Annotated in this window: 25 protein-coding genes; 18 read left to right on the top strand and 7 right to left on the bottom strand. The window is 64.2% G+C overall.

Annotated features, from left to right (window positions below):
• Window positions 1-4: 4 nt before the first annotated feature.
• The 9 genes from QUG03_RS17970 (at window position 5) to flgL (ending at window position 9,386) form a co-directional block, all read left to right on the top strand.
• Window positions 5-715: a flagellar hook assembly protein FlgD gene (locus QUG03_RS17970; protein ID WP_227107912.1), complete on the top strand. Its 711-nt coding sequence runs from the start codon at window positions 5-7 to the stop codon at window positions 713-715.
• Window positions 716-751: 36 nt separating this feature from the next.
• A complete protein-coding gene (flgE, locus tag QUG03_RS17965; RefSeq protein WP_081546719.1) occupies window positions 752-1,996 on the top strand; it encodes a flagellar hook protein FlgE in 1,245 nt (414 codons plus the stop codon).
• A gap of 17 nt (window positions 1,997-2,013) precedes the next feature.
• The gene (locus QUG03_RS17960) at window positions 2,014-2,757 is read left to right on the top strand and encodes a flagellar basal body rod protein FlgF (RefSeq protein ID WP_107799621.1); all 744 of its coding nucleotides are present in this window, start codon (window positions 2,014-2,016) and stop codon (window positions 2,755-2,757) included.
• Window positions 2,758-2,829: 72 nt separating this feature from the next.
• On the top strand, window positions 2,830-3,612 hold the full coding sequence (gene flgG / locus QUG03_RS17955; protein WP_253314873.1) for a flagellar basal-body rod protein FlgG: 783 nt from the start codon (window positions 2,830-2,832) through the stop codon (window positions 3,610-3,612).
• A gap of 58 nt (window positions 3,613-3,670) precedes the next feature.
• Entirely contained in the window at window positions 3,671-4,351 is a 681-nt protein-coding gene (locus tag QUG03_RS17950; protein ID WP_500820595.1) for a flagellar basal body L-ring protein FlgH, read from the top strand.
• Between the two features lie 80 nt (window positions 4,352-4,431).
• Window positions 4,432-5,508, top strand: a complete 1,077-nt coding sequence (locus QUG03_RS17945; RefSeq protein WP_370445216.1) for a flagellar basal body P-ring protein FlgI — start codon at window positions 4,432-4,434, stop codon at window positions 5,506-5,508.
• Between the two features lie 94 nt (window positions 5,509-5,602).
• The gene (flgJ, locus tag QUG03_RS17940) at window positions 5,603-6,589 is read left to right on the top strand and encodes a flagellar assembly peptidoglycan hydrolase FlgJ (protein WP_500820594.1); all 987 of its coding nucleotides are present in this window, start codon (window positions 5,603-5,605) and stop codon (window positions 6,587-6,589) included.
• Window positions 6,590-6,670: 81 nt separating this feature from the next.
• Window positions 6,671-8,452, top strand: coding sequence for a flagellar hook-associated protein FlgK (gene flgK / locus QUG03_RS17935; RefSeq protein WP_500820593.1), 1,782 nt, complete (start codon window positions 6,671-6,673; stop codon window positions 8,450-8,452).
• Between the two features lie 10 nt (window positions 8,453-8,462).
• Window positions 8,463-9,386 (top strand): flagellar hook-associated protein FlgL, encoded by a 924-nt coding sequence (gene flgL / locus QUG03_RS17930; RefSeq protein ID WP_227107915.1) that lies wholly within the window; start codon window positions 8,463-8,465, stop codon window positions 9,384-9,386.
• 64 nt (window positions 9,387-9,450) lie between these two features.
• Here the strand turns inward: flgL and QUG03_RS17925 are convergent, their stop codons facing one another.
• Together QUG03_RS17925 and QUG03_RS17920 are read right to left on the bottom strand one after the other, a co-directional pair.
• Window positions 9,451-10,476, bottom strand: a complete 1,026-nt coding sequence (locus tag QUG03_RS17925; protein ID WP_500820592.1) for an SPM autocatalytic domain-containing protein — start codon at window positions 10,474-10,476, stop codon at window positions 9,451-9,453.
• Between the two features lie 105 nt (window positions 10,477-10,581).
• Window positions 10,582-11,331 (bottom strand): MgtC/SapB family protein, encoded by a 750-nt coding sequence (locus QUG03_RS17920; RefSeq protein ID WP_227107917.1) that lies wholly within the window; start codon window positions 11,329-11,331, stop codon window positions 10,582-10,584.
• Window positions 11,332-11,560: 229 nt separating this feature from the next.
• Between QUG03_RS17920 and QUG03_RS17915 the strand changes: the two genes are divergently transcribed.
• The 5 genes from QUG03_RS17915 (at window position 11,561) to QUG03_RS17895 (ending at window position 16,448) form a co-directional block, all read left to right on the top strand.
• A complete protein-coding gene (locus tag QUG03_RS17915; RefSeq protein WP_227107918.1) occupies window positions 11,561-12,592 on the top strand; it encodes a flagellin N-terminal helical domain-containing protein in 1,032 nt (343 codons plus the stop codon).
• Between the two features lie 208 nt (window positions 12,593-12,800).
• Entirely contained in the window at window positions 12,801-13,655 is an 855-nt protein-coding gene (locus tag QUG03_RS17910) for a hypothetical protein (RefSeq protein WP_500820591.1), read from the top strand.
• A 25-nt stretch (window positions 13,656-13,680) separates the two neighbouring features.
• Window positions 13,681-14,763, top strand: coding sequence for a type 1 periplasmic-binding domain-containing protein (locus QUG03_RS17905; protein ID WP_227107920.1), 1,083 nt, complete (start codon window positions 13,681-13,683; stop codon window positions 14,761-14,763).
• Window positions 14,764-14,816: 53 nt separating this feature from the next.
• Complete coding sequence (locus QUG03_RS17900) at window positions 14,817-15,581, top strand: YdcF family protein (RefSeq protein WP_107799609.1); 765 nt, start codon at window positions 14,817-14,819, stop codon at window positions 15,579-15,581.
• Between the two features lie 3 nt (window positions 15,582-15,584).
• Entirely contained in the window at window positions 15,585-16,448 is an 864-nt protein-coding gene (locus tag QUG03_RS17895; RefSeq protein WP_500820590.1) for an AraC family transcriptional regulator, read from the top strand.
• On the opposite strand, the gene QUG03_RS17890 is transcribed toward QUG03_RS17895, so the two are convergent.
• The gene (locus QUG03_RS17890; protein ID WP_488877468.1) at window positions 16,422-17,006 is read right to left on the bottom strand and encodes a LysE family translocator; all 585 of its coding nucleotides are present in this window, start codon (window positions 17,004-17,006) and stop codon (window positions 16,422-16,424) included. The genes QUG03_RS17895 and QUG03_RS17890 overlap by 27 nt on opposite strands.
• Before the next feature lie 222 nt (window positions 17,007-17,228).
• Between QUG03_RS17890 and QUG03_RS17885 the strand changes: the two genes are divergently transcribed.
• Window positions 17,229-18,470 carry a chitinase gene (locus QUG03_RS17885; RefSeq protein ID WP_488877469.1) on the top strand — a complete coding sequence of 414 codons (1,242 nt, stop codon included), beginning with the start codon at window positions 17,229-17,231 and terminating at the stop codon, window positions 18,468-18,470.
• A 60-nt stretch (window positions 18,471-18,530) separates the two neighbouring features.
• Here the strand turns inward: QUG03_RS17885 and QUG03_RS17880 are convergent, their stop codons facing one another.
• The gene (locus QUG03_RS17880; RefSeq protein ID WP_488877470.1) at window positions 18,531-19,259 is read right to left on the bottom strand and encodes a peptidylprolyl isomerase; all 729 of its coding nucleotides are present in this window, start codon (window positions 19,257-19,259) and stop codon (window positions 18,531-18,533) included.
• A gap of 1,037 nt (window positions 19,260-20,296) precedes the next feature.
• On the opposite strand from QUG03_RS17880, the gene QUG03_RS17875 reads away from it, so the two are divergent.
• A complete protein-coding gene (locus QUG03_RS17875; protein WP_107801826.1) occupies window positions 20,297-20,725 on the top strand; it encodes an acyl-CoA thioesterase in 429 nt (142 codons plus the stop codon).
• A gap of 71 nt (window positions 20,726-20,796) precedes the next feature.
• Here the strand turns inward: QUG03_RS17875 and mnmC are convergent, their stop codons facing one another.
• Entirely contained in the window at window positions 20,797-22,782 is a 1,986-nt protein-coding gene (mnmC, locus tag QUG03_RS17870) for a bifunctional tRNA (5-methylaminomethyl-2-thiouridine)(34)-methyltransferase MnmC2/FAD-dependent 5-carboxymethylaminomethyl-2-thiouridine(34) oxidoreductase MnmC1 (protein ID WP_227107926.1), read from the bottom strand.
• Window positions 22,783-22,882: 100 nt separating this feature from the next.
• Window positions 22,883-23,920, bottom strand: coding sequence for a tRNA 2-selenouridine(34) synthase MnmH (gene mnmH, locus QUG03_RS17865; protein WP_500820589.1), 1,038 nt, complete (start codon window positions 23,918-23,920; stop codon window positions 22,883-22,885).
• A 20-nt stretch (window positions 23,921-23,940) separates the two neighbouring features.
• Here mnmH and selD point away from each other — a divergent pair, with 20 nt between their 5' ends.
• Both selD and QUG03_RS17855 read left to right on the top strand, forming a co-directional pair.
• On the top strand, window positions 23,941-24,981 hold the full coding sequence (gene selD / locus QUG03_RS17860; RefSeq protein ID WP_107799602.1) for a selenide, water dikinase SelD: 1,041 nt from the start codon (window positions 23,941-23,943) through the stop codon (window positions 24,979-24,981).
• Between the two features lie 10 nt (window positions 24,982-24,991).
• Window positions 24,992-25,489: a LexA family protein gene (locus QUG03_RS17855; RefSeq protein ID WP_253314885.1), complete on the top strand. Its 498-nt coding sequence runs from the start codon at window positions 24,992-24,994 to the stop codon at window positions 25,487-25,489.
• A gap of 159 nt (window positions 25,490-25,648) precedes the next feature.
• On the opposite strand, the gene QUG03_RS17850 is transcribed toward QUG03_RS17855, so the two are convergent.
• Entirely contained in the window at window positions 25,649-26,131 is a 483-nt protein-coding gene (locus QUG03_RS17850; RefSeq protein WP_253314886.1) for a hypothetical protein, read from the bottom strand.
• Window positions 26,132-26,183 lie beyond the last annotated feature (52 nt).

Below are 26,183 nucleotides of genomic sequence, written 5' to 3'. Positions count from 1 at the left end.
GGCGATGGCTAGCGCAAATCCTTATGACGTGTTGAACAGTCAGACTCAGACCAATCCGAACAGCAGCGTCAACGGCAGCAAGAGCAATTCCGGCGTGGTGGGCTCCAGCGCCAGCGACATTCAGAACACCTTTCTGAAGCTGTTTGTGGCCCAGATGCGTTCCCAGGACCCGATGAATCCGATGGACAACAGCCAGATGACGGCCCAGATGGCGCAGATCAGCCAGGTGGGCGGCATTCAGCAGCTGAACCAGTCCATGCAGGCCTTGATCGGCGCGCAGGCGGCCTCCCAGTCGCTGATGGCGTCCAGCATGATAGGCAAAAAAGTGCTGGTGGCCGGCAGCAGCCTGCCCAAGCCGCCGGATGGCGGCACCACCCCGGCCGGCGTCTTGCTGAACGGGCCGGCGCAAACGGTGAAAGTCAACGTCAAGGACGCCAACGGCAATGTGGTTCGCACCATGACCATCGACAAGCCGGTGGCCGGCGTCAATACCTTCAGCTGGGACGGCAAGAACGACAAGGGCGAAGTGGTTCCGGCCGGCAAGTACAGCTTCAGCGCCGACGTGACCCAGGCCAGCGCCAACGGCAGCACCACGGCCGTGGCCTACAACACGCAAACGGTGACCGCGGTGGCGTGGGATAAAGGCGTTCCCGAACTGGTGCTGCCGGACGGCAGCCGCGCCCAATTGGGCGATGTGGCGCAGATGACCGCCTGATTCCACTGACCTCATTCGACTTCAAGGACTGACATCATGGGCTTTCAACAAGGTTTGAGCGGCTTGAACGCCGCCTCCACCCAGCTGGACACCATCGGCAACAACGTGGCCAACGCCAACACCGTGGGTTTCAAGAGTTCGCGCACCGAGTTCGCCGACATGTACGGCAACACCTTGTACGGCATCGCCACCACCACGCCGGGCATCGGCGTCAAGGTGGCCGCGGTGACGCAGAACATGAGCAACGGCAACGTGACCACCACGGGCCGCAGCCTGGACCTGGCGATCAACAACGGCGGCTTCTTCACCGTGGCCCAGCCGGACGGCACCTTGTCCTACACCCGCAACGGCCAGTTCCAGATCAACAATCAGGGTTATGTGGTCAACAACGGCAATTTCCTGCAGGGCTGGCAGGCGGACGCGGCAGGCAACATCACCCAGGGGCCGGTCAGCAAAATACAGCTGAACTCCAACCTGGTGTCGCCGCAGGCCACCACCAAGGCCACTCTCGGCATCAATCTGGATTCTCGCAGCACGGTGCCGACCGTTACGCCGCTGGATCCGACCAATTCGGCCTCCTACAACTGGTCCAACACCAATACGGTTTACGACTCGCTGGGCAACCCGCACCAGGTGACCATGTACTATGTCGCCGGCGCGCCCACCGCCGCCGGCCGGACCTGGACCGCAACCGCCTATGTGGACGGCAATCCGGCCAATAACACGCCGCCCAACAGCAATAATTTTTCGCTGACCTTCAACACCTCCGGCGTGTTGACCACGCCCGGACCGTTCAACATCAACTTCACCCCCAGCCCGCTCAACGGCTCGGCGGTGCCGCAGACCGTGGCCTTCAGCTTCACCGGCTCCACCCAGGTGGGGCAGAACTTCGGCGTGACCACGCCGCCGACCATAGACGGCTCTGCGCCCGGCAATCTGAAGGGCATCAATATTTCGTCCTCCGGCATCATCCAGGCGACGTTCACCAACGGCCAGACCAAGACCATAGGCCAGGTCGCCTTGGCCAACTTCATCAACCCGCAAGGCTTGCAGTCCAAGGGCAACAATCTGTGGGCGCAGACCTACGATTCCGGCATCGCCTCCTACAATGCGCCCGGCACCGGCAATACCGGCACCATCCAGGCCGGCGCGGTGGAGGATTCCAACGTCGACCTGACCGCGGAACTGGTCAATATGATCACCGCGCAGCGCTATTACCAGGCCAATGCGCAGACCATCAAGACCCAGGACACCCTGGTGCAGACCTTGCTGAACATCTGATGAGCTGAGCGCGCGCGATGGATAGAATGCTTTACCTGGCGATGAACGGCGCCAAGCACGTGATGTGGCAGCAGGCCACCACCGCCAACAATCTGGCCAATGTGCACACCAACGGCTTCAAGGCCGACGTGGTGGCCTTCCGCGCCTTGCCGGTGGTGGGCGAGGGCGCGCCGACGCGGACCTATGTGGTGGACAACACCGTGGGCCACGATCTGAGCCAGGGCAGCTTGATGCACACCGGCAACGTCAGCGACTTCGCCATCGGCTCCAAGGGTTTCTTCGCGGTGCAGGCGCCGGACGGCGCCGAGGCCTATACCCGCGACGGCGGCTATGTGCTGGACGCCACCGGCATGATGCGCACCCGCTCCGGCCTGCCCATCATGGGCGACGGCGGTCCCATCGTGGTGCCGACCGGCTCCCGCGTGCAATTGGGTCAGGACGGCTCCGTGGTGGCGATTCCGCTGTCCGGCGCGGTGCGCACGCCGCAACTGGTCGGGCAGATCAAGATGGTCAACCCCGGCCCCAAGGAAGTGTACAAGGGCGAGGACGGCCTGTTCCGCATTAACGGCGGCGGCAACGCGGCCGCCGACGCCAACGTCAAGCTGGTGCCGGAAATGCTGGAGGCCAGCAATGTCAACTCGGTGGAAAGCCTGGTGCAGATGATTTCCCACGCCCGCCAGTACGACCTCAACGTCCGCCTGATGCAAACCGCGCAACAAGGCGATCAGCAGGCGGCTCAACTGTTGTCCACCAACGGTTAAACCATAATATGAGATTGCGAGCCGCGGCGGCCCTGTAAGGGAACGCGGCTCTGGAGACGAGGTAAACAAGCCATGATGCGCGCACTGTATATCGCCAAGACCGGCATGGATTCCAGCCAGTTCCAACTGGACGTGGTGTCCAACAACCTGGCCAACGTCAATACCGTCGGCTTCAAGCGTAGCCGGGGCATTTTCGAGGACTTGTATTACCAGACCCTGCGCCAGCCCGGCGCGCAGCTGGCCAACGGCAACACCACGCCCACCGGCTTGCAGGTGGGCACCGGCTCGGCGGCGGTGGCCACCGCCCGCATCCACTCCCAGGGCAATACGACCCAGACCGGGCAGCCGCTGGACATGGCGATCTCCGGCGAGGGCTTCTTCCGCATTCAATTGCCGGACGGGACCACCTCCTATACCCGCAACGGCGAGTTCAAGCGCAACTCCAACGGCGACGTGGTGAATCCGGACGGTTATCCGCTGAACCCCAATATCAATATTCCCGGCACCGCCAACCAGATCACGGTGTCCTCCGCCGGCGTGGTGCAGTACTTCTTGCCCAATAATCCGGCGGCGCAAACCGCGGGCACCATACAGCTGACCACCTTCATCAACCCGCAGGGTCTGGAGAGCGTGGGCAACAACCTGTATCTGCAATCCGCGTCCTCCGGCGATCCGCAGGACGGCGATCCGCAGACCGATACCCGCGGCGCGGTGCGTTCCGGCTTCGTGGAAGCGTCCAACGTCAACGTCACCGAGGAACTGGTCAATATGATCACCGCGCAGCGCGCCTTCGAGATGAACTCGCGCGCGATCACCACCGCGGACCAGATGCTGCAGAAACTGAGCCAGCTGTAAGCAAGAACGGGCCGCCGGCTGAGGCGGCCGATTCGGATTTGAATTGACGAGGTGTTTGATGAAGGCGATGGCGATGGCGGCGATGTTGGCCGCACTATTGAGCGCTTGCGTGACCCAGGAGCCGCCGCTGGTGCAGCAGCCGACCAGCGCGCGTCCGCAACCGCAGCCGGTCAGCATGCCCAGCAACGGCTCGATTTTCCAGGCGGCCAGCTACCGGCCGCTGTTTCAGGACCGGATGCCCGCTTATGTCGGCGACACCCTGACTGTGAACATCCAGGAAAACTCGTCGACCTCGGCTTCCGAGCAGACCACCAATACCCGCACCTCGGGCCTGAACAGCAGCATCAACGCCGGCATCAAGATTCCCTTCCTGCCCAGCGGCGCCGCCGGCGGTTTGGCCGGCGCCAATTTCGGCGGCTCGGGTTCGGCCAACAATACCGGCAAGGGCGACAACAAGGTGGCCACCTCCTTCGTCAGCTCCATCACCGTCACGGTGCTGGAGGTGTTGCCCAACGGCAATCTGTCGGTCAGCGGCGAGAAAGTCGTGAAGGTGAACAGCGACACCGAGTCGATCCGCCTGTCCGGCGTGATCAATCCGCGCGATATCGGCGCGGACCGCAGCGTGTCTTCGCTCAAGGTGGCGGACGCCCGCATCGAGCAGCAGACCAAGGGCACGCACCGGCTGTACAATGAGCCGGGTTGGCTGGCCAAGTTTTTCATGAGTATATTGCCGATTTAACGGATTACCGGCCCGGGCGCGGCCATCTGGCGGGCGCGGCGGGCTGAAAGCGGGCGAAAATGAAGCGATTGATGTTAGCGATGCTGTTGGCGCTGGCCGTGTTTCCGGCCATGGCGGCGCAGCGTTTGAAGGATCTGACCAATGTCGGCGGGGTGCGTCCCAACCAGTTGATAGGCTACGGCCTGGTGGTGGGCCTGGACGGCAGCGGCGACAAGGTTACCTCCTCGCCCTTCACCGGCCAGGCGATGTCCAATATGCTGAATCAGCTGGGCGTGCAAGTGCCTCCGGGCACCAAGCTCGATCCCAAGAACATCGCCGCGGTCACGCTGACCGCGACCTTGCCGCCGTTCGCGCGGCAGGGGCAGGCGATAGACGTGACGGCCTCGTCTATCGGCGACGCCAAAAGCCTGCGCGGCGGCACCTTGCTGCTGTCTCCGCTGAAAGGCGCGGACGGGCAGATTTACGCGATGGCGCAGGGCAATGTGGTCGTCGGCGGCGCCGGCGCCTCCGCGGGCGGCAGCTCCGCCCAGATCAATCAGCTCAGCGTGGGCCGCATTCCGGCCGGCGCCACGGTGGAGCGCGAAGTGCCCACCGCGCTGGGGTCCGGCGAATTCGTCAATCTGGAACTGCGCGAGTCCGATTTCACCACCGCCAACCGCGTGGTGCAGGCGATCAACAAATCGTTCGGCCAGGGCACCGCGCGCGCGGTGGACGGCAGGCTGATCGAAGTGCGCGCGCCGTTCGATCCGGACCAGCGCGTGCAGTTTCTGTCCAAGATGGAAAATATTGCCGTCGACCCGGCAGATGTTTCCCCCACCGTCATCATCAACGCCCGCACCGGCTCCATCGTGATGAATCAGGCGGTGACCCTGGCGCCGTGCGCGGTGTCGCACGGCAACTTGACGGTGACCGTCAGCAACACGCCGCAAGTGAGCCAGCCCAACCCGCTGTCCGGCGGCAAGACCACGGTGACCAACCAGGCCGACATCAGCATCAACACCCCGGGCAGCAAGCTGATCAGCCTGCCCAACGGCGCCAATCTGTCCCGGGTGGTGGCGGCGTTGAACGCGCTGGGCGCCAACGCTCAGGATCTGATTTCCATCTTGCAGGCGATGAAATCCGCCGGCGCGTTGAAAGCGGATCTGCAGATTATCTGAGCGCCGCCAGGACGGCGAACAAAAAGACGGCCGCGCGGCCGTCTTTTTATTCCTGGCCCGAATCTTGCTATTAGCTGGATTCCAGGAGCGAGAAATGACGATTCAGTCCATCAATGCCGGCGCCGTGAGCGCCAACGATTTGCTAAACCGGCAGCTGGCCGTGGATCCGAACCAGCTGAACGAGCTGCGGGCGCAAGCGATCAAGGACCCCAAGGGCGCGGCGAGACAGGCTGCGTCGCAGTTCGAGGCCTTGTTGATGAGCACCTTGCTCAAGAGCATGCGCGAGACCAAGTTCGACCCGGAAGGCGAGTCCAACGATTTGAGCACCTACCAAGGCCTGTACGATCAGCAACTGACCCAGGCTTTGAGCTCCAACGGCGGCCTGGGGCTGGGCGATATGCTGTATCGCCAGATCGCCAAGCAGTCGAACTTCGATCCGGACGACAAGAGCGCGCGCACGATTTACGCCGCTCCCGGTCCGCAATTGGCCGCGCGTCCGGCCGGCGGCGCCAAGGCCCTGCAGGCCTACCAGGAAGCGCAGCAGACCGCCGGCGCGGTGTTGAGCTTGACGGCTCCGGTGGCTCAGACCAAGGCCGAGGCGGCCGGCAAGGGCGGCAGCCGCGACTTCGCCGCCGAAATGCTGCCGCATGCCCGCACGGCCGCGGCCCAGCTGGGCGTGGCGCCGGAAGCCGTGGTCGCGCACGCGGCGCTGGAAAGCGGCTGGGGCAAGCGGGCGATCCGCCATCCGGACGGCAGCAACAGCCATAATCTGTTCGGCATCAAGGCCAGCGGCGATTGGCAGGGACGCACGGTCAGCGTGATGACCACCGAATACGAGGGCGGCGTCGCGCAGAAGCGGGTGGAGAAATTCCGCGCCTACGGTTCTTATTCCGAGGCCTTCAGCGACTACGCCCGTTTGTTGAAGGATTCGCCGCGCTACAAGAGCGCGCTGAATCAGGGGCAGAATATGTACGGCTTCGCGCATGCGCTGCAATCCGGCGGCTACGCCACCGATCCGCGCTACGCGCGCAAGCTGGTGGACGTGGCGGCGACTTTGGCGCAGCAAACCACGCGCAGTTAAGGACAAGGCAGCGGCGGCCGAGCTTGCACTTCAGGGTCAAGTTTTGGCGCGCCGGGCCGATAAGGCAAAGAGAGGTAAATCATGAGCTCCAATATTTTCTCGATCGGCGTGAGCGGACTGAATGCGGCTCAAACGGCTTTGTCGGTAACCGGCAACAACATCGCCAATGTCTCCACGCCGGGGTACAACGTTCAATACATCACCCAGGCCGGCCGCACGCCGCAATATCAGGGCTTCGGCTTCCTGGGGCAGGGCGTGGACGTCACCAATGTGCTGCGCACCTATGACAAATTCCTGTCCGGCCAGGTGCAGACCGCGCAGACCAACAGCAGCTATTACAGCACCCAGGTCAAGCAGCTGAATCAGATCAATAATCTGATGGCGTCGACCGACGTGTCCATTCTGCCCGCCTTGCAGGACTTCTTCGGCGCGATGCAGACGCTGTCTCAGCAGCCGGACGCCATTCCCAGCCGGCAGACCGTGCTCAATATGGCCCAGGCGCTGAGCACCAAGTTCGCTACCGTCGACGGTCAACTGCAGCAACTGCAGTCCGGCGCCAACGGCCAGATCAAGAGCACGGTGGACAGCATCAACTCGCTGGCCTCGCAGATCGCCAGCCTCAACACCGAAATCGCCGCCTTGACCGGCGGCAATCAGCTGAGTGCGCAGCCCAACACGCTGATGGACCAGCGCGATCAGGCCATGCTGGAATTGAACAAGCTGGTCAGCGCCAAGGCCGTGCCGCAGGCGGACGGCACTTACTCGGTATACGTCGGCAACGGCCAGACCCTGGTGACCGGCGGTCAGACCAATACCCTGGCCACCCAGCCGCTGCCCAGCGATCCCACCACCTTGCAATTGGTGTTCAACAATCCCAACGGCACGGTGACGGCGATTCCGAACAATCTGATGTCCGGCGGCCAACTGGGCGGTTTGCTGAACTTCCGCGACGGCCCTTTGTTGCAGGCCCGGCAACAGCTGGGCACGATGGCGATCAACTTTTCCGCTTCGATCAATTATCAGAACCAGCTGGGCGTGGACAATACCGGCGCCGCCGGCCTGCCCATCTTCAACGATCTGAGCAGCTACGCCTCCAATCCGCAGAATGCGGCCAGCAATCTGCAAGTGCTGATGGGCGATCCCAATAAACTGGCCACCGCGTCCAATATGGTGTCCACCGGCGGCGCCGGCGGCAACGGCGTCACCATGAGCGGCGTGTGGGCCACCTTGCCGGGCGGTTACGCGGGCAGCATCAACAGCGTGCCGCCGGTCTTTCCCGGCACCGGCACGCATCCGTCCATCGGCATGACCGGGATGACCATCACCGCAGCGGGCAGCCCGGCGACGATGACGGCCACCATCGCCGGCCCCAACGGCGGCGGACCTTACAATGTGGTGCCGGTGGGCGGCGGCGCCAGCAATAGTTTCAAACTGCAGACCACGGCGGTGCCGCCGGTGGACGTGGGCGTCAGCTTTCAGCTGTCCGGCGCGCCGATCAACGGCCAGACCTTTACCGTGGGGCCGGCGCCGGCAGGGACCAAGCCGCCGCCGGGCGACAACACCAATTTGCGCGAGCTGCTGGCGCAGCAGAACCTCAAGCTGATGGGCAATCAGTCCTACGGTTCGTATTATTCGACGTTGGTGGCCTCGGTGGGCAACCAGACCAATACTGCGCAATTGCAGTCCGCGGCCATGCAGACTACTTTGAAGCAGACCACGGAAAGCCTGTCCAATGTCACCGGGGTGAGCCTGGATCAGGAGGCGGCCAATCTGATCAAGTACCAACAGTCCTATCAGGCGTGCAGCAAGGTGATACAGGTGGCGCAAACCACCTTCTCCAGCATTCTGAACCTGATGGGCTAAGGAGAGACCGATGCGTATCAGCTCCAACAATATTTATCAGTCAGGCCTGAACAATATGCAGAGCCTGCAGGCCAACATCTACAAGCTCACCATGCAGATCGACAATCAGCAAAGGGTGGTGACGCCGGCGGACGATCCGGTAGCCGCGGCGCGCATCCTGCTGATCAGCCAGTCGCAGGGACAGAACAGCCAGTACATCAACAACACCCAGGCGGTCAGTTCCTGGCTGTCGCTGTCGGAAACCGCGATCAAGAGTTCGTCGGACCTGATGGCCAGCATGAAGAGCCTGGCGATTTCCGCCGGCAGCGGCGCGTTGAGCCCAACCGAGCTGCAGGCGATCCAGAAGCAGCTGCAGGAAGGCATCACCGAGTTGACGACTTACGCCAACTCCACCGACGGCCGCGGCAATTATCTGTTCAGCGGCAACAAGACCGATACGCTGCCCTTCGCGGTCAGCTTGTCGGCGGTGCCGCCAGCTTCGTATCTGGGCGATACCGGCCAGCGCAGCGTGCAGATCAGCGCTTCGCAGCAGATGACGATTTCCGATCCGGGCAGCACGGTGTTCGGCACGCCCGGCGGCAGCGCCACCGCGGCCTTCGACGGCCTGATCCAGCTGAACACTCTGCTGGGCCAGAATCCCAAGCCCGCCAACTTCGGCACCCAGCTGAACAGCGCGATCAACGCCATCGATGCGGCTCAGCAGCAGATGTCGCTGTCTTTGGCGTCCATCGGCGCGCGCGGCCAGCAGAACGACAATATGCAGAATGTCGGGGGCAGCCTGAAACTGCAATACGCCAGCAGCATCGGCGATTTGCAGGATCTGGATATGCCGCAGGCGATATCGGACTTCACCTTGGCGCAGACTTCGTTGAAGTACAGCCAGCTGACCTATAACAAGGTGACTCAGCTTTCGCTGTTCAACTATATCTCCTAATCCGGCGTGCGCCGGACAAGACAAAGGCCGCGTAAGCGGCCTTTGTCGTTGGCGCGGGCCGGGTTCAGCCGTAGACGTCCACCTGGCTGATGCGGCCGGCGCGGCCGTCTTCGGTCAGGTAGACGCCGGAGCGACGAATATCGGCCTGGGACTGGTTGTCGGCGTTCTTGATGCTGAACGGGCTGTCCACGCTGGGCAGCAGGATGGCGCCGATGCCCAATTCCTTCAAGCCCATCAACTGGTCTTTGTCGCCGTCGCGGCCGGACCAGAGCTTCAATTGCGCGAACGCGGCGTCGCCGTCGTCCAGCACGCCGTCGCCGTTGCCATCCAGCTTGGCCAGATCGGCGAAGCCGTTGCCCGATTGAGTGCCGAACAATTCCTTGCCGTCGTTGATCTTGCCGTCGCCGTTGCGGTCCAGGGCCAGCCAGCCGCCGTTGTTGATGAAGGGCAGCTGGCTTTGCTGGCCCTTGCTCTGCAGATCGAAGCTGACGCTGGCGCCGCTGAAGCTGCCGGCGTCGTTGCCCAGGCTGAGCATCAGCGGGTCGGTGGCCTTGCCGTTGCCAAACTGTATCGTGCTGCTGCTGTGGTATTCGAAGCTGCGGCTCATTTGCACGTCCAGCGCGAAATTGAACTCGCGTCCGTCCTGTGTCTTGATCGAGCCCTTGGCTGAAAACGCCAGGCTTTCGCTTTCCTGGTAGTCGACGGTCTGTTTGAACTCGCCGCCGGCGCGCGCTTGCTGCGACTGCGGGGCAGAGGACTGGCCGGATCGCGCGGGGCGCGAGTCGGCGGATGGCTCATCTTGGCCGTCGTCTCTTTGCAAAGTGCCGTCAACAACCTTGAACTTGACGCCCAGCACCTTTTCCAGAATGTCCTTGATCAGCCCCAGCATCGGCGTCATGCCATCGGCGAAGGCCTTGTCCTTGGCGCTGGCGTTGACGCCGTCGGGGCTTAGGCTGACGTCGGAGGAAGGTTTGGCCGGAGGGGAGGACGGGGGCAGCTGCACCCAGGTGCGGCTTTGTTGTTGAACGCTGAGGCTTTGGCTGAAACTGTATTGGCTGCTCATCGACAGCGCCATGGACGCGACTCGCATTGCAGACTCCGGAACAGGAAGTGTAGGTGAACTGATATCGTCAATCCGGAGGGAAACTTGATGGCGTGGAAACACCTAGCCGGCGGGCCGGCCGGGCGATAGGCCTTAATTGCGCGCGGGCTGGATGCTGAGGGTTTCGATATGGTCGATCTGCATGATTTCGCGCGACAGATCCACGACATTGATCAGGTCGCGCCGGTTTTGCGCGGAGACCAGAAAGCTCCACTCAGTGGCGTCCGGGCCGGCGTTCAGCGCGATGCTGTCCTCGTGCAGGCGCACGCCGAAGCGGAGCAGGCCGGCGCTGAGCGTCTGCACCGTCCATTGGTATTCCGGCTTGAAGCGGATGACGATGAACAGGCTGAAGCGGCGCGGCAAGCGGTTCTCCATCTGATTGATGGAGAGCATGCACAGCACGCACAGCAAGGTGATGGCGATGGCCGCGGCGTAGAAGCCTACGCCGACCAGGATGCCGATCACCGAGGACATCCAGATCGAGGCGGCCGAGGTCAGGCCGCTGATGCTCAGCCCTTCCTTCATGATCATGCCGGCGCCGAGGAAGCCGACGCCGGTCAGCACGCCCTGGGCCACACGGGTCATGTCGCCGTGGGTCATGTCGGGATAGAGGCCGCCGTACCAGTAGCCGGAGTAACCGACGATGCTGATGGCCGCGGCGGAGGCCATGGACACCAGGCCGTAGGTGCGCATGCCGGCGGCGCGGCCGTTGAACCAGCGCTCGTAACCCACCAGACAACCCAGCAACAGGCCGCCCAATAGGTTCAGCGTGATCAGCAGATTGACTTCCCACTTGGGGGTGGACCAGTACTGGCCGATCAGTTCGGAAAAGGATAGTGCCATGCGGGCTCCTGCGGCGCTTTGAAACGGCGAACGGACCGACGATAGCAAGTTGCGAGGCCGGCGGCTACTGGCTTGAGGGCGCGGCATGCTCAGGGGCGAGGAGGCGAGGCAAGGCGGCGATGTGATTTTTCACGTTTTGGGCGGGCTTAAGTTTGTCAGTAGACGGCCGCCTTGTGATGGTGACGGCAGCAATGCCGGACCAACCAACCTGACTTCTGGAGCAAAAGCTATGCTGAGCCTGCACACCAATATCGCCGCACTGAACACCAAGTCCAACCTGACCGGCACCCAAACCGCGCTGTCCACCTCGATGACCCGTCTGGGCACCGGCTTCCGCATCAACTCCGCAATGGACGACGCCGCCGGCCTGCAGATCGCGACTCGTCTGGACGCGCAAAGCCGCGGCATGCAAGTGGCGATGAAAAACGCGCAGAACGGCATCTCCATGCTGCAAACCGCCGAAGGCGCGCTGAACGAAGTGTCCAACATCCTGCAGCGCATGAAGGACCTGTCCACCGAAGGCGCCAACGCCACCTCCACCAAAGCCGACAAGAGCGCGATGCAGTCCGAATTCGCCGAACTGGGCAAGGAACTGACCAACATCATGAAGAACACCTCCTTCGGCGGCGAGAAACTGCTGCAAGGCGGCAAGCTGACCGATGAGATGAAGTTCCAGATCGGCGCGTCGGCCGACGAATCCATGACGGTGAACATGAAGGATGGCATGACCGCGCTGAACGACGCGCTGGGCAGTGTTTCCAAGACCTTCTTCAAGGATGATGCCGCTGGCACCGCTTACGCCACCGCCGTTAAGACCGCTACCGATGCGATGCCGGCCCTGGTGACCGCGACGAATACCGCAAAAGCCGACTACGACGCCGCTCCGACCGATCCGGCCAAGAAAACCGCTTACGAAACCGCGCTGAAGGCTCAGCAAGACGGCCAAGCCGCGCTGGACAAAGCCGCCAAGGGCGACGAAATCGGCAAAACCGACACCATCAACACCATCCAGGCCGCTCTGGATTCGGTAGGTTCGGTTCGCTCCTCCCTGGGCGCCAACGCCAACCGTCTGGACCACGTGAACAACAACCTGGCCAACGTGAACAACAACACCCTGGCCGCCAAAGGCCGCATCATGGACACCGACTACGCCAACGAAAGCGCCAGCATGACTTCCAAGCAAATGCTGATGCAAGCCGGCACTTCCATGCTGAAGCAAAGCGGCAGCATGAGCAGCCTGGCGATGTCCCTGCTGCAGTAATCGCGATTCAGCGTCGATCCGGCGCGAATCTGGAGCCAGCTGCGTACGCGGCTGGCTTTTTTTGCGTCATGCGAGCGGGCTTTTGTGAAGGGGCAAGGCGATTTCAATCAGAGCGATCACGGCGGCGACCCCGGTTACGCCGAGCGCGCCGATCTCGAACGGCGCGCAGCCGGGCGCGGAACTGACGCCGGGCCGGCAGTGGGAAGCGGTGCTGAGCCGTACCGCGGACGGCCGTCCGCTGTTGAGCGGCGACGGCGTCCAGCTGGCCCTGCCGACATGGCCGCAAGGTCTGGCGGAGCTGACGCCGGGAACGGTGTTGAAAGTACTGGTGCTGGCCACGCAGCCGCGGCTGGAACTGTCGCTGTCGATGGAAAAGCCGGATGGCGACAGCGGTGGCGAAGCGCCGGCGCGGGCCTGGCAGCTGGAGCAGGCCGCGATGCCGAAGTTGGCGAGACCTCAGCCGGCCGCCGCCGAATTGGCGCAGTCCTGGCGGCAGGCTTTGCTGGGACGCTTGACCCAGGCCGCGACCCAGTTCCAGCAGGCGGGCGGCAGCCATCTGCCGGGCGCCTTGTTGCAGCAGTTGCCGGAGCTGGCTCTGGCCGGCCTCAGGCAGGCCGCCGGCGAGCCGCCCTTGCCGCTGACTCTGCCGTTTTGGCTGTGGGGCGGTCCGGCGCTGACCTTGAGCGTAGAGGACGCGCTGGAGCGCGAGTCCGAGCCGGAACAGGACGAACTGGACCTGCTGCTGTGGCTGACGGCGCCGGGAATCGGCGCATTCTGCCTGCGCATCCGCCGCGTGGCGGCCGGGGTGGCGCTGGCCTTTGTGGCCGAGGCCGAGGTGTGCCGGGCTCTGCGTCGGCGCCTGCCGGAGATTGAGGCCGCGGCGGAGCGAGGCGGAGGCAGGCTCACCGCTTGCTTGATCGGCGAGCGCATGCCGTGGAGCGGCTTGGCGATCAGCCGGCACGGCGCAACGGGTTTGCAGGCGCAGCGTCTGTCGCCGCTGCTGTTTGCGGTGGCGGCGGAAGTGGCCGGCCAGTTGCTGGCGGGAGACGGTGCGCCGCTTTGACCCGGCCGTGGTCTATAGTGGGTCCATGTTGCGCCTTCTCATACTGCTTCTGTGCCTGCTGAGCGTGGAGCCGGTCGCCGCCGATCCGGCGGCCAAGGGCGCCGGCGCGCCGCCAGCCCGGGATAATCCGGCGCGAGAGTGGACCGAGTGGGACGGCCCCGTCAGCGGACCCGCGGCGCAGCCTGGCCGCAGCGTCTGGTTTTTGGCGTCGGACTTGCGCAACGGCGGCGTGGTCGGGGTTTACCGGGGCCTGGCCGAGGCGGGGCGTTTGCTGGGCTGGCGCGTGACGCTGCTGGATGGGCAGGGGCAGCGGAATTCCTTGCTCCAGTTTCTGGAGCGCGCGCAGCGGGAGCGGCCGGCCGCCGTGGCTTTGGGCGGTTTCGACGCCCAGGAATTCCAGCCGCAGATTCAAGGCCTGCACGCGCTGGGCGTGCCCGTGCTCGGCTGGCATGCCGGAGACAAGCCCGGCCCGGTGCCCGGACTGCTGTTCACGAATATCTCCACCAGCCCCTTGGCCGCGGCGCAAGCCGCCGCCGATTACATCGCGGCCAGCAGCCGCGGCCCGGTCGGCGTGGTGCTGTTCACCGACAGCCGTTTCGCCATCGCCACCGCCAAAACCCGGCAGGCGGTGCGGCAGCTGCAGACGTGCCGGCGCTGCAAGGTGCTGGCGGTGGAAGACATCTCGCTGGCTCAGGTCCAGCAGCTGTTGCCGGCGCGGGTGGCGGAACTGTATCGGCGCCACGGCAAGGCCTGGACCCACAGCATAGGTATCAACGATCTGTATTACGACTCCATCGGTTATCCGCTGGGCAAGCTGAACGCCTCCGTCGTCAATATTTCGCTGGGCGACGGCTCGCTGAGCGCGATGAGGCGGATTCGGGCGGGCCTGATGCAGGAGGCGACCATCGCCGAGCCTTTGCACTTGCATGGCTGGCAGATGGCCGATGAGCTGAACCGCGCCTTTGCCCGCCAGCCGCCCAGCCTGTACGTCACCCAGCCGCATCTCTTGGTCAAACAGACGATACGCGACAGTTATCTGAGCATCGGCTACGATCCGGCCAACGGCTACCGCCGCGCCTACGCGGCCATTTGGTTCCCGCGGCATTGATTTGCCGCGCGACGCGTGCTTAACTGGCGCTCAATCCACGCATCGTCATCCCCATGATCTCCACGATTTCCACGCAGGCGCTGGTCCATTTGGTGTTGGGCGCCTTCTTGCTGCCGCCGCTGAACATGTTGTTGCTGATCTTGCTGGGACTGGGGCTGCGCCGCCGCTGGCGGCGCCTGGGCGCCGGCCTGCTGACCTTGGGCATGGCGGGCCTGTACGCCTTGAGCACGCCGATGATGGCGATGTGGCTGAACCGGGGCCTGGAACGCTATCCGGTGATAGGCGCGGAGCCGTTGAGCCGGGCGGAGGCCATCGTGGTCTTGTCCGGCGGCAAGAAGCCCGCGCCGGAATACGGCGGCATGGAACCGGGCGCGGACTCGCTGGCGCGGCTGCGTTACGCCGCGCGGCTGGCGCATCAAAGCGGCAAGCCGATACTGCTGACCGGCGGCGCGCCGATGGGCGGGGAAGCCGAAGGCGCGGTGATGGCTCGGGTCCTGCGCGAGGAATACGGCATCGTCCCCCGTTGGGTGGAGACGCGTTCCAACACCACGCTGGAAAACGCCCGCTACTCCGCCGAATTGCTGCGCGCGGCCGGGATCAAGCGGATTGCGCTGGTCAGCCAGGGCTGGCATTTGCGCCGAGCCTTGCCGTTTTTCCAGCGTCAGGGTTTGGAAGTCACCGCCGCGCCAACCGCCTTTATCCGCTACGACGGCGGCGGCGTCGCCTGGTATCTGCCTAGCGGCCGAGCGATGCAGGAGTGCCACGCCGCGTTGAGGGAATGGCTGGGCATGCTGTTTTACCGGATGAAGGGAGAGTAGCCCATGCCGACGCAATCCGCCGCGCCCGCGCGGCCAAGCGTCGATCATCGCTTCTGGCGCGACGCGGCCTTGCCGCAGTTCGAGGCGCGCTCAGTGGCGGACGGACGCCGCGTCTGTTACGCCAGGCACGCGCATGAGACGTTTTCCCTGGGCGTCATCACCGCCGGCGCCTGCGACTACTTCAACGGCAAGGTGCGCCGCAGCGAGCGGGGCGCCTTGGTGTTGATGAATCCGGGCGACATCCATGCCTGCAATCCGGTGGCGGGGCAGGCCTGGTCCTATCGCATGCTGTATGTGGATGTGGGCTGGCTGGGCGGCTTGCAGCAAAGGCTGGGTCAGGGCCAGGCCGGCGGCTTTCGTCCCTTTGGCGAGGCGGCGAGCCGGGACCCGCGGCTGTTCTCCGGCTTCAACGCCTTGTTCGATGTGCTGTGCGCGGAGGGGCGGGAGCTCTTGGAGAAAGACGCGGCGGCCACCGCCTTCTTCGACGGCGCGCACCGGGTATTGGGCTTGGCCGTCGAGCCGGCGGCGGAATCGAATCAGCGTTTGGCGCGCGCGGCGGAATATATCGCCGCGCATTGCGATCAAGCCTTGCGCTTGGAGGAGATCTGCGCGGCGGCGGACTTGTCGGCCTCCTATCTGATCCGCGCGTTCAAGCGGCGTTATGGCGTCACGCCTCATGGCTTTCTGCTGAATCAGCGGGTGCAGCTGGCGCGGCGGCTGATGCGCGGCGGCCTGCCCTTGGCGGAGGTGGCGCAGGCCGTCGGCTTCTCCGATCAAGCTCATCTGCATAAAATCTTCAAGCAGTACGTGGCCGCCACGCCGGGACAGTACCGCGCGGGCTCAGGTCAACAAGCCCAGCGCGCTTAGTCCCAGCAAGACCGCCATCGCTTGGTTGAAGCGGCGCAGCCGCCCAGCCGAGGCCAGTTTCTGTCCGAGCCAGGCGCCGGCCAGAACCCAGCAAGCTACCGAGGCGTAGCAAATCAGAAAGTAAAGCGCGGCGAAGCGCCATAAGGCCATTGCGTCTTGGCCCGAGGTGAACGCGGCGCAGCCCGCCAGCGCCGCGACCCAGGCCTTGGGGTTCAGCCATTGAATCGCCGCGCCCCGCCACCAGCCGGGTTGGACGCCGCTTTTGTCCCAGTCCAGCGTGCCGTCGCTGCGAGCCAATTGATACGCCATATAGAGCAAGAACGCCACGCCGGCCCATTGCAGCGCCTGCGTCAGCGCCGGCCATTGCCGCAGGGTCTGTTCCAGGCCCAGGCCGGTCAGCAACAGAAGCAGGGTGAAGCCGACGGTGGCGCCGCCGACATGGCGCATGCCGGCGCGCGCGCCATGCTGAGCGCCGCAACTGAGCGCGACGATATTGACCGGGCCGGGCGTGATGGAGGCGGCCAGCGCGAAGCCGGCCATGGCGAGAGTCTGATTCATGATGTGTCCTGAAGGGTGGGCGATGCGGACAAAGTAGCCGGGCGAGGGCGGGGCGTATTGTAGAAAATTGACCTGTCGGAGAGGTTTATCAAAAAATGCCTTTGACATGAATGGTTTAATGTAATACCAATTAAATACCAGCAAGGTCTGGGCTGACGTCCCGTTTGGCTCCCGTCTCCTGCGCGCGCCGACGCGGACGCTGCAATCCAAGGAGGAAGACGCATGTCGTTGAACTGGATAACCGTGATGCGGGCGTCCGCGTGCGCGCTGGCGGCGGGGCAGGCGTGGGCGATCTGCCCGGCATGGCAGGAGGGCGCCAGCTATCGGACCGGCGACACGGTCGCGTATGCCGCGGCCAACTACACCGCGCGGGTGGAGCATACCGCCCATGTCGGCGCCAACTGGAATCCTCCGGCGTCGCCGACTCTGTGGCTGGCGGGAGGCAGTTGCGCGGGGGCGCCGGAGCCAACGCCGGAGCCGACGCCGTCTCCCGCTCCTGGGCCATCCGCGCCGTTCGCCAAACATGCTTTGGTGGGCTATTGGCACAATTTCGCCAACCCCAGCGGCGACGCTTATCCGCTGAGCCAGGTCAGCGACGATTGGGACGTGATCGCGGTGGCCTTCGCCGACGACGCGGGCAACGGCAAGCTCAGCTTCGCGCTGGATCCCAAGGCAGGCTCCGAAGCTCAGTTCATCCAGGATGTTCGCGCCAAGCAGGCCAAGGGCAAGAAGGTGGTGCTGTCGCTGGGCGGGCAGAATGGCTCGGTCACGCTGAACACTCCGGCGCAAGCCCAGAATTTCGTCAATAGCCTCTACGCCATCATCGTCAAATTCGGTTTCGACGGCATCGATCTGGATCTGGAAAGCGGGGTGTCGCAAGGCGCGCCCATCATCGGCAATCTGATTGGCGCGGTGAAGCAGTTGAAGGCCAAGGTGGGGGCGGGTTTCTACCTGTCCATGGCGCCGGAGCACCCCTATGTCCAGGGCGGCTATGTCGCCTACGGCAGCATCTGGGGCGCTTATCTGCCCATCATCGACGCGTTGCGCGACGATTTGAGCGTGATCCATGTCCAGTACTACAACAACGGCGGGCTGAACACGCCTTATTCCAACGCCGCATTGGCTGAGGGCAGCGTGGACATGTTGGTGGGCGGCAGCAAGATGTTGATCGAGGGCTTCCCGCTGGCTTACGGCGCTTCGGGCAGCTTCAAGGGTTTGCGGCCGGATCAGGTGGCTTTCGGCGTGCCTTCCGGCCGCAGTTCCGCCAATTCCGGCTTTGTCAGCGCGGATACCGTGATCAAGTCGCTGGATTGCCTGATGGCCTTGAAAAATTGCGGCAGCGTCAAGCCGAGTCAGGCCTACCCGTCGTTTCGCGGCGTCATGAGCTGGTCGATCAACTGGGACCGCAAGGACGGCTTCCCGTTCTCGCGGCCGGTGGGGGCCTCGCTGCGCGGCCGCAACTGATGGACGTAAAAAAACCGGGGCGCGATTGCGCCTCGGTTTTGTACGGGTTCGAGCCGTGGCTTACAGCGCCGGCATCGCATAGCCTTCGATCTGAGCGGCGGTGACTAGCTGGCCCAGATAGGCCTGCATCGCCTTGTTGCCGGCCATGTCGTTCAGGTATTGCTGCAGGCGGTCCTTGATTTCCTCAAAGCTCACCTTGCCGCCCTCGTGGCGCTCTTGAACCTGGATGATGTGGTAGCCGAACTGGGTCTGCACCAGATCCGGCGCGAGCTGGCCGGCGGCGGTGTTGAATACCGCTTGTTCGAATTCCGGCACCATCTGGCCGCGGCCGAACTGGCCCAGGCTGCCGCCTTGCTGGCCGGACGGGCAGGTGGAGTGTTCGCGGGCCAGGTCGGCGAAGCGGGCCGGATTGGCCTTGATTTCTTCCAGCACGCCTTCCGCCTTGGCTTTGGCCAGGCTGCCGGCCAGGCCTTCGCCCAGCGGGAACAGAATGTGGCTGGCCACGGCGGACTCGCCGCTGCTGAAGCGCTCGGGGTATTGATTGTAGAAGGCCAGGCATGCGGCCTCGTCCACGGCGTCAACGTGCAGTTCCTGTTCCAGCAAGGCGCCGATGGCGGCGCCTTGGTCGGCGGTGTCGATGCCGAGGGACTTAGCTTTCTGCAACAGCAGTTCGCGCAGGACCAACTCCTGAACGGCGGCGTCGCGCGGGTTCGGCGCGTCAGCGTAGTGGGCTTGTTCCGCTTGCACCGTGTCTTCGGTGATTTCGATGCCGTTGACTCGAATGGTCATGGAGATTTCCTGTGATGGTAGATGAGGGATGCGCCCAAGGGCGGGAAATGTGCGATTTAAAAAGCGTTCGCCGCGCTTGTCAAGAAAGGCGGCGAGTCTTATCGAGGGGCGTTGGAATAAAGCGCGAAAATTTTAAGAATAATCTTATATTTGCCCGGTCGCTTAATCGCTAGTATACGAGCCATGCAGCTTCAGGGCTTGCATGAAAACCCGGTTGGCTGCTCATGCTTGTACGCCGCTTGCCGAGTCTTGATGTTCATGTGTACGTAGACGTCGTCCGTCTGTACTTCGTTCTGGTGCGCCAAGCTTGGGCTTGGACACTTGGTGAATTGAGATCCCCGTTTGGGCCGCCTCCGTGCGGCCTCTTTTTTTGCCCAGCCCTCAGAGCATAACACGAAAGCATGCCGGCTTGGCTCGCGCCGCCGGGAAGGGAGCATAAAAAAAGAGCCCCGATCAGGGGGCTCTGAATTGCACCTTCGCTCAGGTGATCGTCGCGGTTGCCGGTGGGCGTGTATCCACAGCCGGCAGCGCTTCGATCGTATCGAACCGCCCTCGGGGGAGAGCCGATTCGATGGACGCAGTATGCGCCTGCCGGCACGGGCCAAATAGAGTGATTATTGGGGGCTTGTGTGACGGGCTGTGATGAAATCGGGGCGGGCTTAACATTTGCGCAATGAATTGGCGCGCAGGTCTGGCTGAGGGAGGGCGAAGCATAAAAAAAGAGCCCCAGATGGGGCCCCAATTTGCACCTTCGCTCAGGAGACCAACGCGCCGGCCAGAAGGGGTAGGTAATTTCCAACAGAACCCGCGCGCTGATCATGCCAGATCAGGACTCTTGCGAGCCCTGGCTGCTGACGGAAACCAGTATGCCGATTTGTTTCGAGGCCGGATATTTGGATTTGTTGTGTTTTATGTGACGCTATGTGACCCGGACGGGATTGGCCGCTATCATGACGCAGTGCAAACAATCATGGCGCGCCGGCCGTGAACGGCGCGCCTATGGACGCCGCGCCGGCTCGTCTTTCAAGGGGAACAGCGTGGACAAGCATTACCCGGTTATCGATACCCGCAGCATCGTGATGCGTTGGGGCGATATGGACGCCGTCGGGCATCTGAACAATACGTACTATTTCCGTTATCTGGAGCAGATCCGCCTGGATTGGCTGGAAAGCCTGGGGCACGGCATCGACCCCTCAGGCTGCGGTCCGGTGCTGGCGGGCACCGCCTGCGTGTTCCGCAAGGAGATCACCTATCCGGCCACGCTAGACATTAGCATCGAACTGGAAAAACTGGGACGCAGCAGCTTGAAGCTGCGCCATCATTTTTATCGGCGCGACGATCCCGGCGTGGTGTACGCCAGCGGCGAGGTGACGCTGGTGTGGGTGGATTATCAGGCGGGCAAGTCGGTCGCCATCCCGGAGGACATTCGCGCGGCGGTGGAGACGGCGGCCAAGTCCGCCGCTTGAGATGACCGGGTTTTTCCGGCCCCCGTCGCCTTGGCGCGGCGGGGGCTTTTTCGCGCCCGGCTGCCGCCGGGTCAGCTTTGCCGCGGCACTTTGTTGCGCATCAGATCGCGCATCAGGAAACGGCTGGGGTGGGTGGCCTGCATCAGGCTGCGGGCCACCGGGGCCGGTTCGTCCTCCAGCAGGGCGGCGAGTATTTCGCCCGACAGCGGCGCGGTGATCATGCCGCGCGAACCATGGGCGGTGTTGACGTAGAGGCCGTCTATCCAGGGCGCGGCGGCGGTCAGCTTCAAGGAAGCGTCCTTGCTCAGCGGCAGATAGGCGTCGATCAGGCCTTGCGCGTGGGCGACCGGTCCGACGATGGGCAGATAGTCCGGGCTGGTGCAACGCAGCGCGGCGCGTCCGGCCAGGGCTTTGTCCAGCAGGCTTTCGCCCCCCAGGGCCTGGTACAGGCTGGGCGCGAGTCCCGCCAGCATCTGCAGGTTTTCCTGATGCTCGAACAGGTTGACGCCGAGATCTTCGGTGTTGAATTTGAAGGTGGCGCCCAGGCAGTGTTCGCCGAAGCGGGCCGGGGAGATATAGCCTTCGCCGCACAGCACGGTGCGCAGCGCCTCGCTGTGTTCGGTGGCGCGCGTCACGGTGACCTGGCCGCGAATCTTTTTCAAGGGCAGGTGCTGGGTGGCGTCGAAGGCACCGGTTTCCGCCGCGCCGGCCAGAATGACCACGGAACCGATGGCCACCGAGCCTTCATCGCCGATGGCGACCCAGCTCTTGTCCAGCGGGTTGTAGTCCAGCTCCACGATGGTGCGGCTGGTGCGGACCTGGATATTGGGATGCTCCACCAGCTTGCGCACCAGGGCGGGCGGATTGACCCAGCCGCCCTGCGGAAAGAACAGGCCGCCGTGCTGCAGCTCGACGCCGGCCAGCTCGCTGGCTTCCCGCGCGTCGACCGGGCGCAGGAAGTCTTCGCCGAAGCCGGCCGCGGCCAGCCCTTGCTGGCGTTCCGCCTCGGCCGCGTCGTAGGCCAGTTGCAAGACGCCGCAGCCGCGCCAGTGCGCGTCGTCCTCCGGCAGCTGGGTTTTCAGCGTGCGCAGGCTATAGCCGTAGCCGGACAGGATCAGGCGGGTCAGCGGGGTGAAGTGCGGGGACAGCTTGGTGTACAGCACGCCTTGCGGGTTGCCGGAGGCGCCGCGCGCGAGTTCGGGCAGGCGTTCCACCACGGTGACCTGCCAGCCGCGGCAGGCCAGGCTGTAGGCGCTGGCGGCGCCGGCGATGCCGCCGCCGATGACGATGGCGCTGCGTTCCCCGTGGCGCCGCGCCGGGCGGGCGAACCACGGAGGCGACCATTCGCCGTCGGGCAGGGTTTGCAGATGGCCGTGGCTCATTTCCCGCTTATGGCCGAAGCCGGCGGTCTTGCTGACGGCGAAGCCGGCCTCGCTCAAGCCGCGACGCACGAAACCGGCGCTGGTGAAGGTGGCGAAGGTGGCGCCGGGCGCGGAGAGCCGCGCCATGGTCTGGAACAGCTCCGCTTGCCACATGTCCGGGTTCTTGGACGGGGCGAAGCCGTCGAGGAACCAGGCGTCCACGCGAGCGTCCACCTCCGGCAGCACTTCCAGGACATCGCCGATCAGCAAGGTCAGCGTGACGCGCCCCTGGCTGAGCAGCAGGCGGTGCCAGCCCGGAGGCAGGGACTGGTATTGGGCCAGCAGCTGCTGCGCCAGGCCGGCGAGCTGGGGCCAGAGCGCCAGCGCCCGGGCCAGATCGCGCGGGGTCAGCGGAAACTTCTCCGCGCTGATGAAGTGCAGGCGCGTATCGGCCGGCGCGTATTGCAAAAAGCATTCCCACGCGCATAAAAAGTTCAGGCCGGTGCCGAAGCCGGTTTCGGCAATGGCGAAGTGGCCGCCGGCGGGCAGTTCGGCGAAGCGCTCGGCCAAGCGGTTGTGTCGCAGGAAGACATGGCGGGTCTCGTCCAGGCCGGAAGCGCGGGAGAAGTAGACGTCGCCGAAGGCGAGGGAAACCGGTTGACCGTCGTGCCAGTCAAGTTGAGCGTGTGGGGTCATGCGCGCGGAGTCGGGGCGCGGCGCGGCGCCGCGGGTGAATTAGGATGTTCTGATGATACCGCAGTTTTGCGCCGCTGATGAGCGGCGCCGCGGCCTCTGTTCAGACTATCCGCGCCGCGGCCAGGTCCAGTTGCTCCGGAGCCAGGCTGTCCAGCCGCAAAGGCGAGGTCTTGGCCAGCTGCGGGTAATGCTTGCCCAGCGAGCGGTAGTAGAGCGGGTCGTAGTGCTTGGCCAGCAGCTCCGCCACCAGGGCGTCGAAGCGCCCGGCCCGGATCAACTGGTTCCAGGCGTCCAGCTGTTCGCCCGAGTGCAGCCCTTTCAAGAAGCCCAGTTGGCGGATCAAGGTTTCGGGGTCTCGCAGGTAGAAGTCGTAATCCTCCAGCAAAAAGCGCACGCGCTCCGCCAAAGGCACGTCGATCAGCAGGCAGTCGCCTTGGTGCATCTGGCGGTACAGCGAGTCGGGCAGGGTGACGAAGCCGACCTTCTTGCTTTCCGATTCGATGAAGACGGGTCGGTCGGAATCCAGGCCGCGGATCTGTTGCAGCAGCAGGGTGTCGAACCATTTTTGCGGCGGCTGGGGCAAGTCCGGCAGGCGGCCCAGCACCGAGCCGCGGTGATTGGCCAGCTGCTCCAGATCCAGCACCTGGTGGCCGGCGCGCGCCAGCGCCTGCAGCAAGCGGCTTTTGCCGGAGCCGGTGGGGCCGCAGATCACGCGCAGCTTGAGCTGGCCGGGCAGTTCCTCCAGCCATTGCAGCGCCTGGCGGCGATAGGCTTTGTAGCCGCCCTCCAGCTGATGCGCGGGCCAGCCTATCTGGGCGAAGATCAGGGCCATGGAGCCGGAACGCTGGCCGCCGCGCCAGCAGCAGATCAGCGGGCGCCAGGATTTGGGGCGATCGGCGAAGCGCTCTTCGATATGGCGGGCGATATTCTTGGCCGCCAGCGCGGCGCCGACCTTGCGCGCTTCGAATGGGGAAACCTGTTTATACAGCGTGCCGACGCGAATCCGCTCGTCGTTGTCCAGAACCGGGCAGTTAATGGCGCCGGGGATATGATCTTCGGCAAATTCCGCCGGAGATCGGACGTCGATGATCTCGTCAAACTGCCCAAGCTGTGATACGTTCGCGACCTTGAAAAGCATAAATATGGCGGAGTCCGCAAATGGCTGAAATCAAATTGACGCAATTGTCTCACGGCGGCGGCTGCGGCTGCAAAATTGCCCCGGCGGTGCTGGAGTCCATTTTGTCGACGGCCAAGGAAAAAATGGTTTTCCCCAATCTATTGGTGGGGGCGGAAACCAGCGACGACGCCGCGGTGTATCAGTTGAACGCCTCGCAAGCCATTGTGGCGACCACTGATTTTTTCATGCCCATCGTCGACGACGCCCGTGACTTTGGCCGCATCGCCGCCACCAACGCGCTGTCCGACATTTACGCGATGGGCGCGACGCCCATCATGGCCTTGGCCATTGTCGGCATGCCGGTGAAGGTGTTGCCGGTGGAAACCATCCGCGACATTCTTGCCGGCGGAGAGTCGGTATGCCACGCCGCGGGCATCCCGCTCGCCGGCGGCCATTCCATCGATTCCCCCGAGCCGATCTACGGTCTGGTGGCCTTGGGCGTGGTGCATCCGGACCAGCTCAAGCGCAATAGCGAGGCGCGCGACGGCGATGTGCTGATCCTGGGCAAGGGCCTGGGCGTGGGCGTGCTGGCGCAGGCGATGAAGAAAGGGGAGCTGGACGATAAGGGCTATCAGGCCTTGATCGCTTCCACCACCAAATTGAATACCGTCGGAGCGGAACTGGCGGCCATGGACGGCGTGCACGCGCTGACCGACGTCACCGGTTTCGGCCTGTTGGGCCATGCGCTGGAGGTGTGCAAGGGCGCCAAGCTGGCGGCGCACATCGATATGGCCGCGGTGCCGGTGATCGAGGAGGCGCGCGCTTTCGCGGAGCAAGGCTGCGGTCCGGGCGCGATCGAGCGCAATCTGGCCAGTTTCGGCGAGCACGTCGATTTTGGCGCGGGGCTGCCGGAGTGGCAGCTGCGGCTCTTGGCCGACCCGCAGACCAGCGGCGGTTTGCTGGCGGCGGTGGCGCCGGAACAGGCCGACGAGGTGTTGGCGCGTTTCCAGCGCGCCGGTTTCGGCTATGCGGCCAAGATCGGCCGCCTGGCCGCGGGCGAGGCCCGCGTCATCGTCCGCTGAGCGGCGCGACGTGAAAGACGCGCGTCCGGAGCGCCTGCGGCTGGCCGCCCGCGACCGGCCCTTGACGGAGCTGGCGCGGCTGGCGCCCGGCCGGGTGAGCGGCGCGCGGCGCGCCAGCGCCGACGACGCCCAGATTCCTTGGTTCGACGGCAGCGTGGCGGCGGGTTTCCCATCGCCGGCCGACGACTATCTCGAGCGTTCGCTCAACCTCAACGATTTGTTGATCCAGCACCCGGACACCAGTTTCTTCGTGCGCGTCGCCGGCGACGCGATGGCCGGGGCCGGCATTTTCGACGGCGACTTGCTGATTGTCGATCGCATGCTGCCGCCGCGTCACAACGATGTGGTGGTGGCGGTGGCGGGCGAGGAATTCCTGGTGCGCCGGCTGCACCTGAGCCCTGATCGCGCCTGCTTGCGCGCCGCTCAGCCGGGCTACGCCGATTTACAGGCGGAGACCGATGTCGAGATCTGGGGCGTGGTCAGCTCGGTGGTGCGTTCGCTGCGCTGAGTTTGCCGGCGCGGCTTAGCGCCTATTTCAAAGTCTTGCGAGCTAGGGCGATACCAGGCGAAAACGGCTGAGCAAGCGGAATGCACATAGGGTCTATGAGCATTTCGAAGGTGTTCTCAACGTCGTATCGCCGAAGCACGGCAGGCTTTGAACAGGTTCTTAAAAGGTCCAGCGCAGGCTGAAGGTGGTGACGGCAACCCGCGTCTTGTGCGGGGTGTAGTCCATCTTGGGCACATAGCCCACTTCCAGCGCCAGTTTGCGAGTGCCTATGCTGAGCATGGGGAAGGCGACCACCTGCTTGACGCCGGAGCCGTCCAGATAACCGACCAATAAGGTGGTGCCGGCGTAGAGCGGGCTGGATCCCAACTGCCATTCCTTGCGCCAGCCGCCGGCGACGAACCAGGCCGTTTCGCGGAAGGAGTCGCGATAAGAGCCGACGCGGCCGATCCAGCGGCCGTCCGCGTCGTTGCCCAGCGGCGCCCATTCCAGCCCGAGGCCGGGGTTTTCTCCGTTGAAATCACAACGCTTGCCGCTGCATTGGCTGTGTATGGACGCGCCGTAGGCCAGCAAGGAAAGATCATTGTCGGCGTGGGCCAGGGAACAGGCGGTCAATAGCAGGCCGGCGGTCAGGAGTGGCTTCATGGTGATACCCCTTTAAGGAAGATAAGCGATTACGCAAGTCAGGCGGCTCGGG

The organism is Chromobacterium sp. CCUG 30098 (assembly GCF_059916605.1).
Note: the sequence above shows the minus strand (reverse complement) of the source record. Positions and strands in the feature narration are given on the sequence as shown.

What these genes read in the sequence shown, in the direction of transcription:
- QUG03_RS17970 (WP_227107912.1), top strand. Translation starts at nt 5, where the DNA reads ATGGCTAGCGCAAATCCTTATGACGTGTTGAACAGTCAGACTCAGACC.
- flgE (WP_081546719.1), top strand. Translation starts at nt 752, where the DNA reads ATGGGCTTTCAACAAGGTTTGAGCGGCTTGAACGCCGCCTCCACCCAG.
- QUG03_RS17960 (WP_107799621.1), top strand. Translation starts at nt 2,014, where the DNA reads ATGGATAGAATGCTTTACCTGGCGATGAACGGCGCCAAGCACGTGATG.
- flgG (WP_253314873.1), top strand. Translation starts at nt 2,830, where the DNA reads ATGATGCGCGCACTGTATATCGCCAAGACCGGCATGGATTCCAGCCAG.
- QUG03_RS17950 (WP_500820595.1), top strand. Translation starts at nt 3,671, where the DNA reads ATGAAGGCGATGGCGATGGCGGCGATGTTGGCCGCACTATTGAGCGCT.
- QUG03_RS17945 (WP_370445216.1), top strand. Translation starts at nt 4,432, where the DNA reads ATGCTGTTGGCGCTGGCCGTGTTTCCGGCCATGGCGGCGCAGCGTTTG.
- flgJ (WP_500820594.1), top strand. Translation starts at nt 5,603, where the DNA reads ATGACGATTCAGTCCATCAATGCCGGCGCCGTGAGCGCCAACGATTTG.
- flgK (WP_500820593.1), top strand. Translation starts at nt 6,671, where the DNA reads ATGAGCTCCAATATTTTCTCGATCGGCGTGAGCGGACTGAATGCGGCT.
- flgL (WP_227107915.1), top strand. Translation starts at nt 8,463, where the DNA reads ATGCGTATCAGCTCCAACAATATTTATCAGTCAGGCCTGAACAATATG.
- QUG03_RS17925 (WP_500820592.1), bottom strand. Translation starts at nt 10,476, where the DNA reads ATGCGAGTCGCGTCCATGGCGCTGTCGATGAGCAGCCAATACAGTTTC.
- QUG03_RS17920 (WP_227107917.1), bottom strand. Translation starts at nt 11,331, where the DNA reads ATGGCACTATCCTTTTCCGAACTGATCGGCCAGTACTGGTCCACCCCC.
- QUG03_RS17915 (WP_227107918.1), top strand. Translation starts at nt 11,561, where the DNA reads ATGCTGAGCCTGCACACCAATATCGCCGCACTGAACACCAAGTCCAAC.
- QUG03_RS17905 (WP_227107920.1), top strand. Translation starts at nt 13,681, where the DNA reads ATGTTGCGCCTTCTCATACTGCTTCTGTGCCTGCTGAGCGTGGAGCCG.
- QUG03_RS17900 (WP_107799609.1), top strand. Translation starts at nt 14,817, where the DNA reads ATGATCTCCACGATTTCCACGCAGGCGCTGGTCCATTTGGTGTTGGGC.
- QUG03_RS17895 (WP_500820590.1), top strand. Translation starts at nt 15,585, where the DNA reads ATGCCGACGCAATCCGCCGCGCCCGCGCGGCCAAGCGTCGATCATCGC.
- QUG03_RS17890 (WP_488877468.1), bottom strand. Translation starts at nt 17,006, where the DNA reads ATGAATCAGACTCTCGCCATGGCCGGCTTCGCGCTGGCCGCCTCCATC.
- QUG03_RS17885 (WP_488877469.1), top strand. Translation starts at nt 17,229, where the DNA reads ATGTCGTTGAACTGGATAACCGTGATGCGGGCGTCCGCGTGCGCGCTG.
- QUG03_RS17880 (WP_488877470.1), bottom strand. Translation starts at nt 19,259, where the DNA reads ATGACCATTCGAGTCAACGGCATCGAAATCACCGAAGACACGGTGCAA.
- mnmC (WP_227107926.1), bottom strand. Translation starts at nt 22,782, where the DNA reads ATGACCCCACACGCTCAACTTGACTGGCACGACGGTCAACCGGTTTCC.
- mnmH (WP_500820589.1), bottom strand. Translation starts at nt 23,920, where the DNA reads ATGCTTTTCAAGGTCGCGAACGTATCACAGCTTGGGCAGTTTGACGAG.
- selD (WP_107799602.1), top strand. Translation starts at nt 23,941, where the DNA reads ATGGCTGAAATCAAATTGACGCAATTGTCTCACGGCGGCGGCTGCGGC.
- QUG03_RS17850 (WP_253314886.1), bottom strand. Translation starts at nt 26,131, where the DNA reads ATGAAGCCACTCCTGACCGCCGGCCTGCTATTGACCGCCTGTTCCCTG.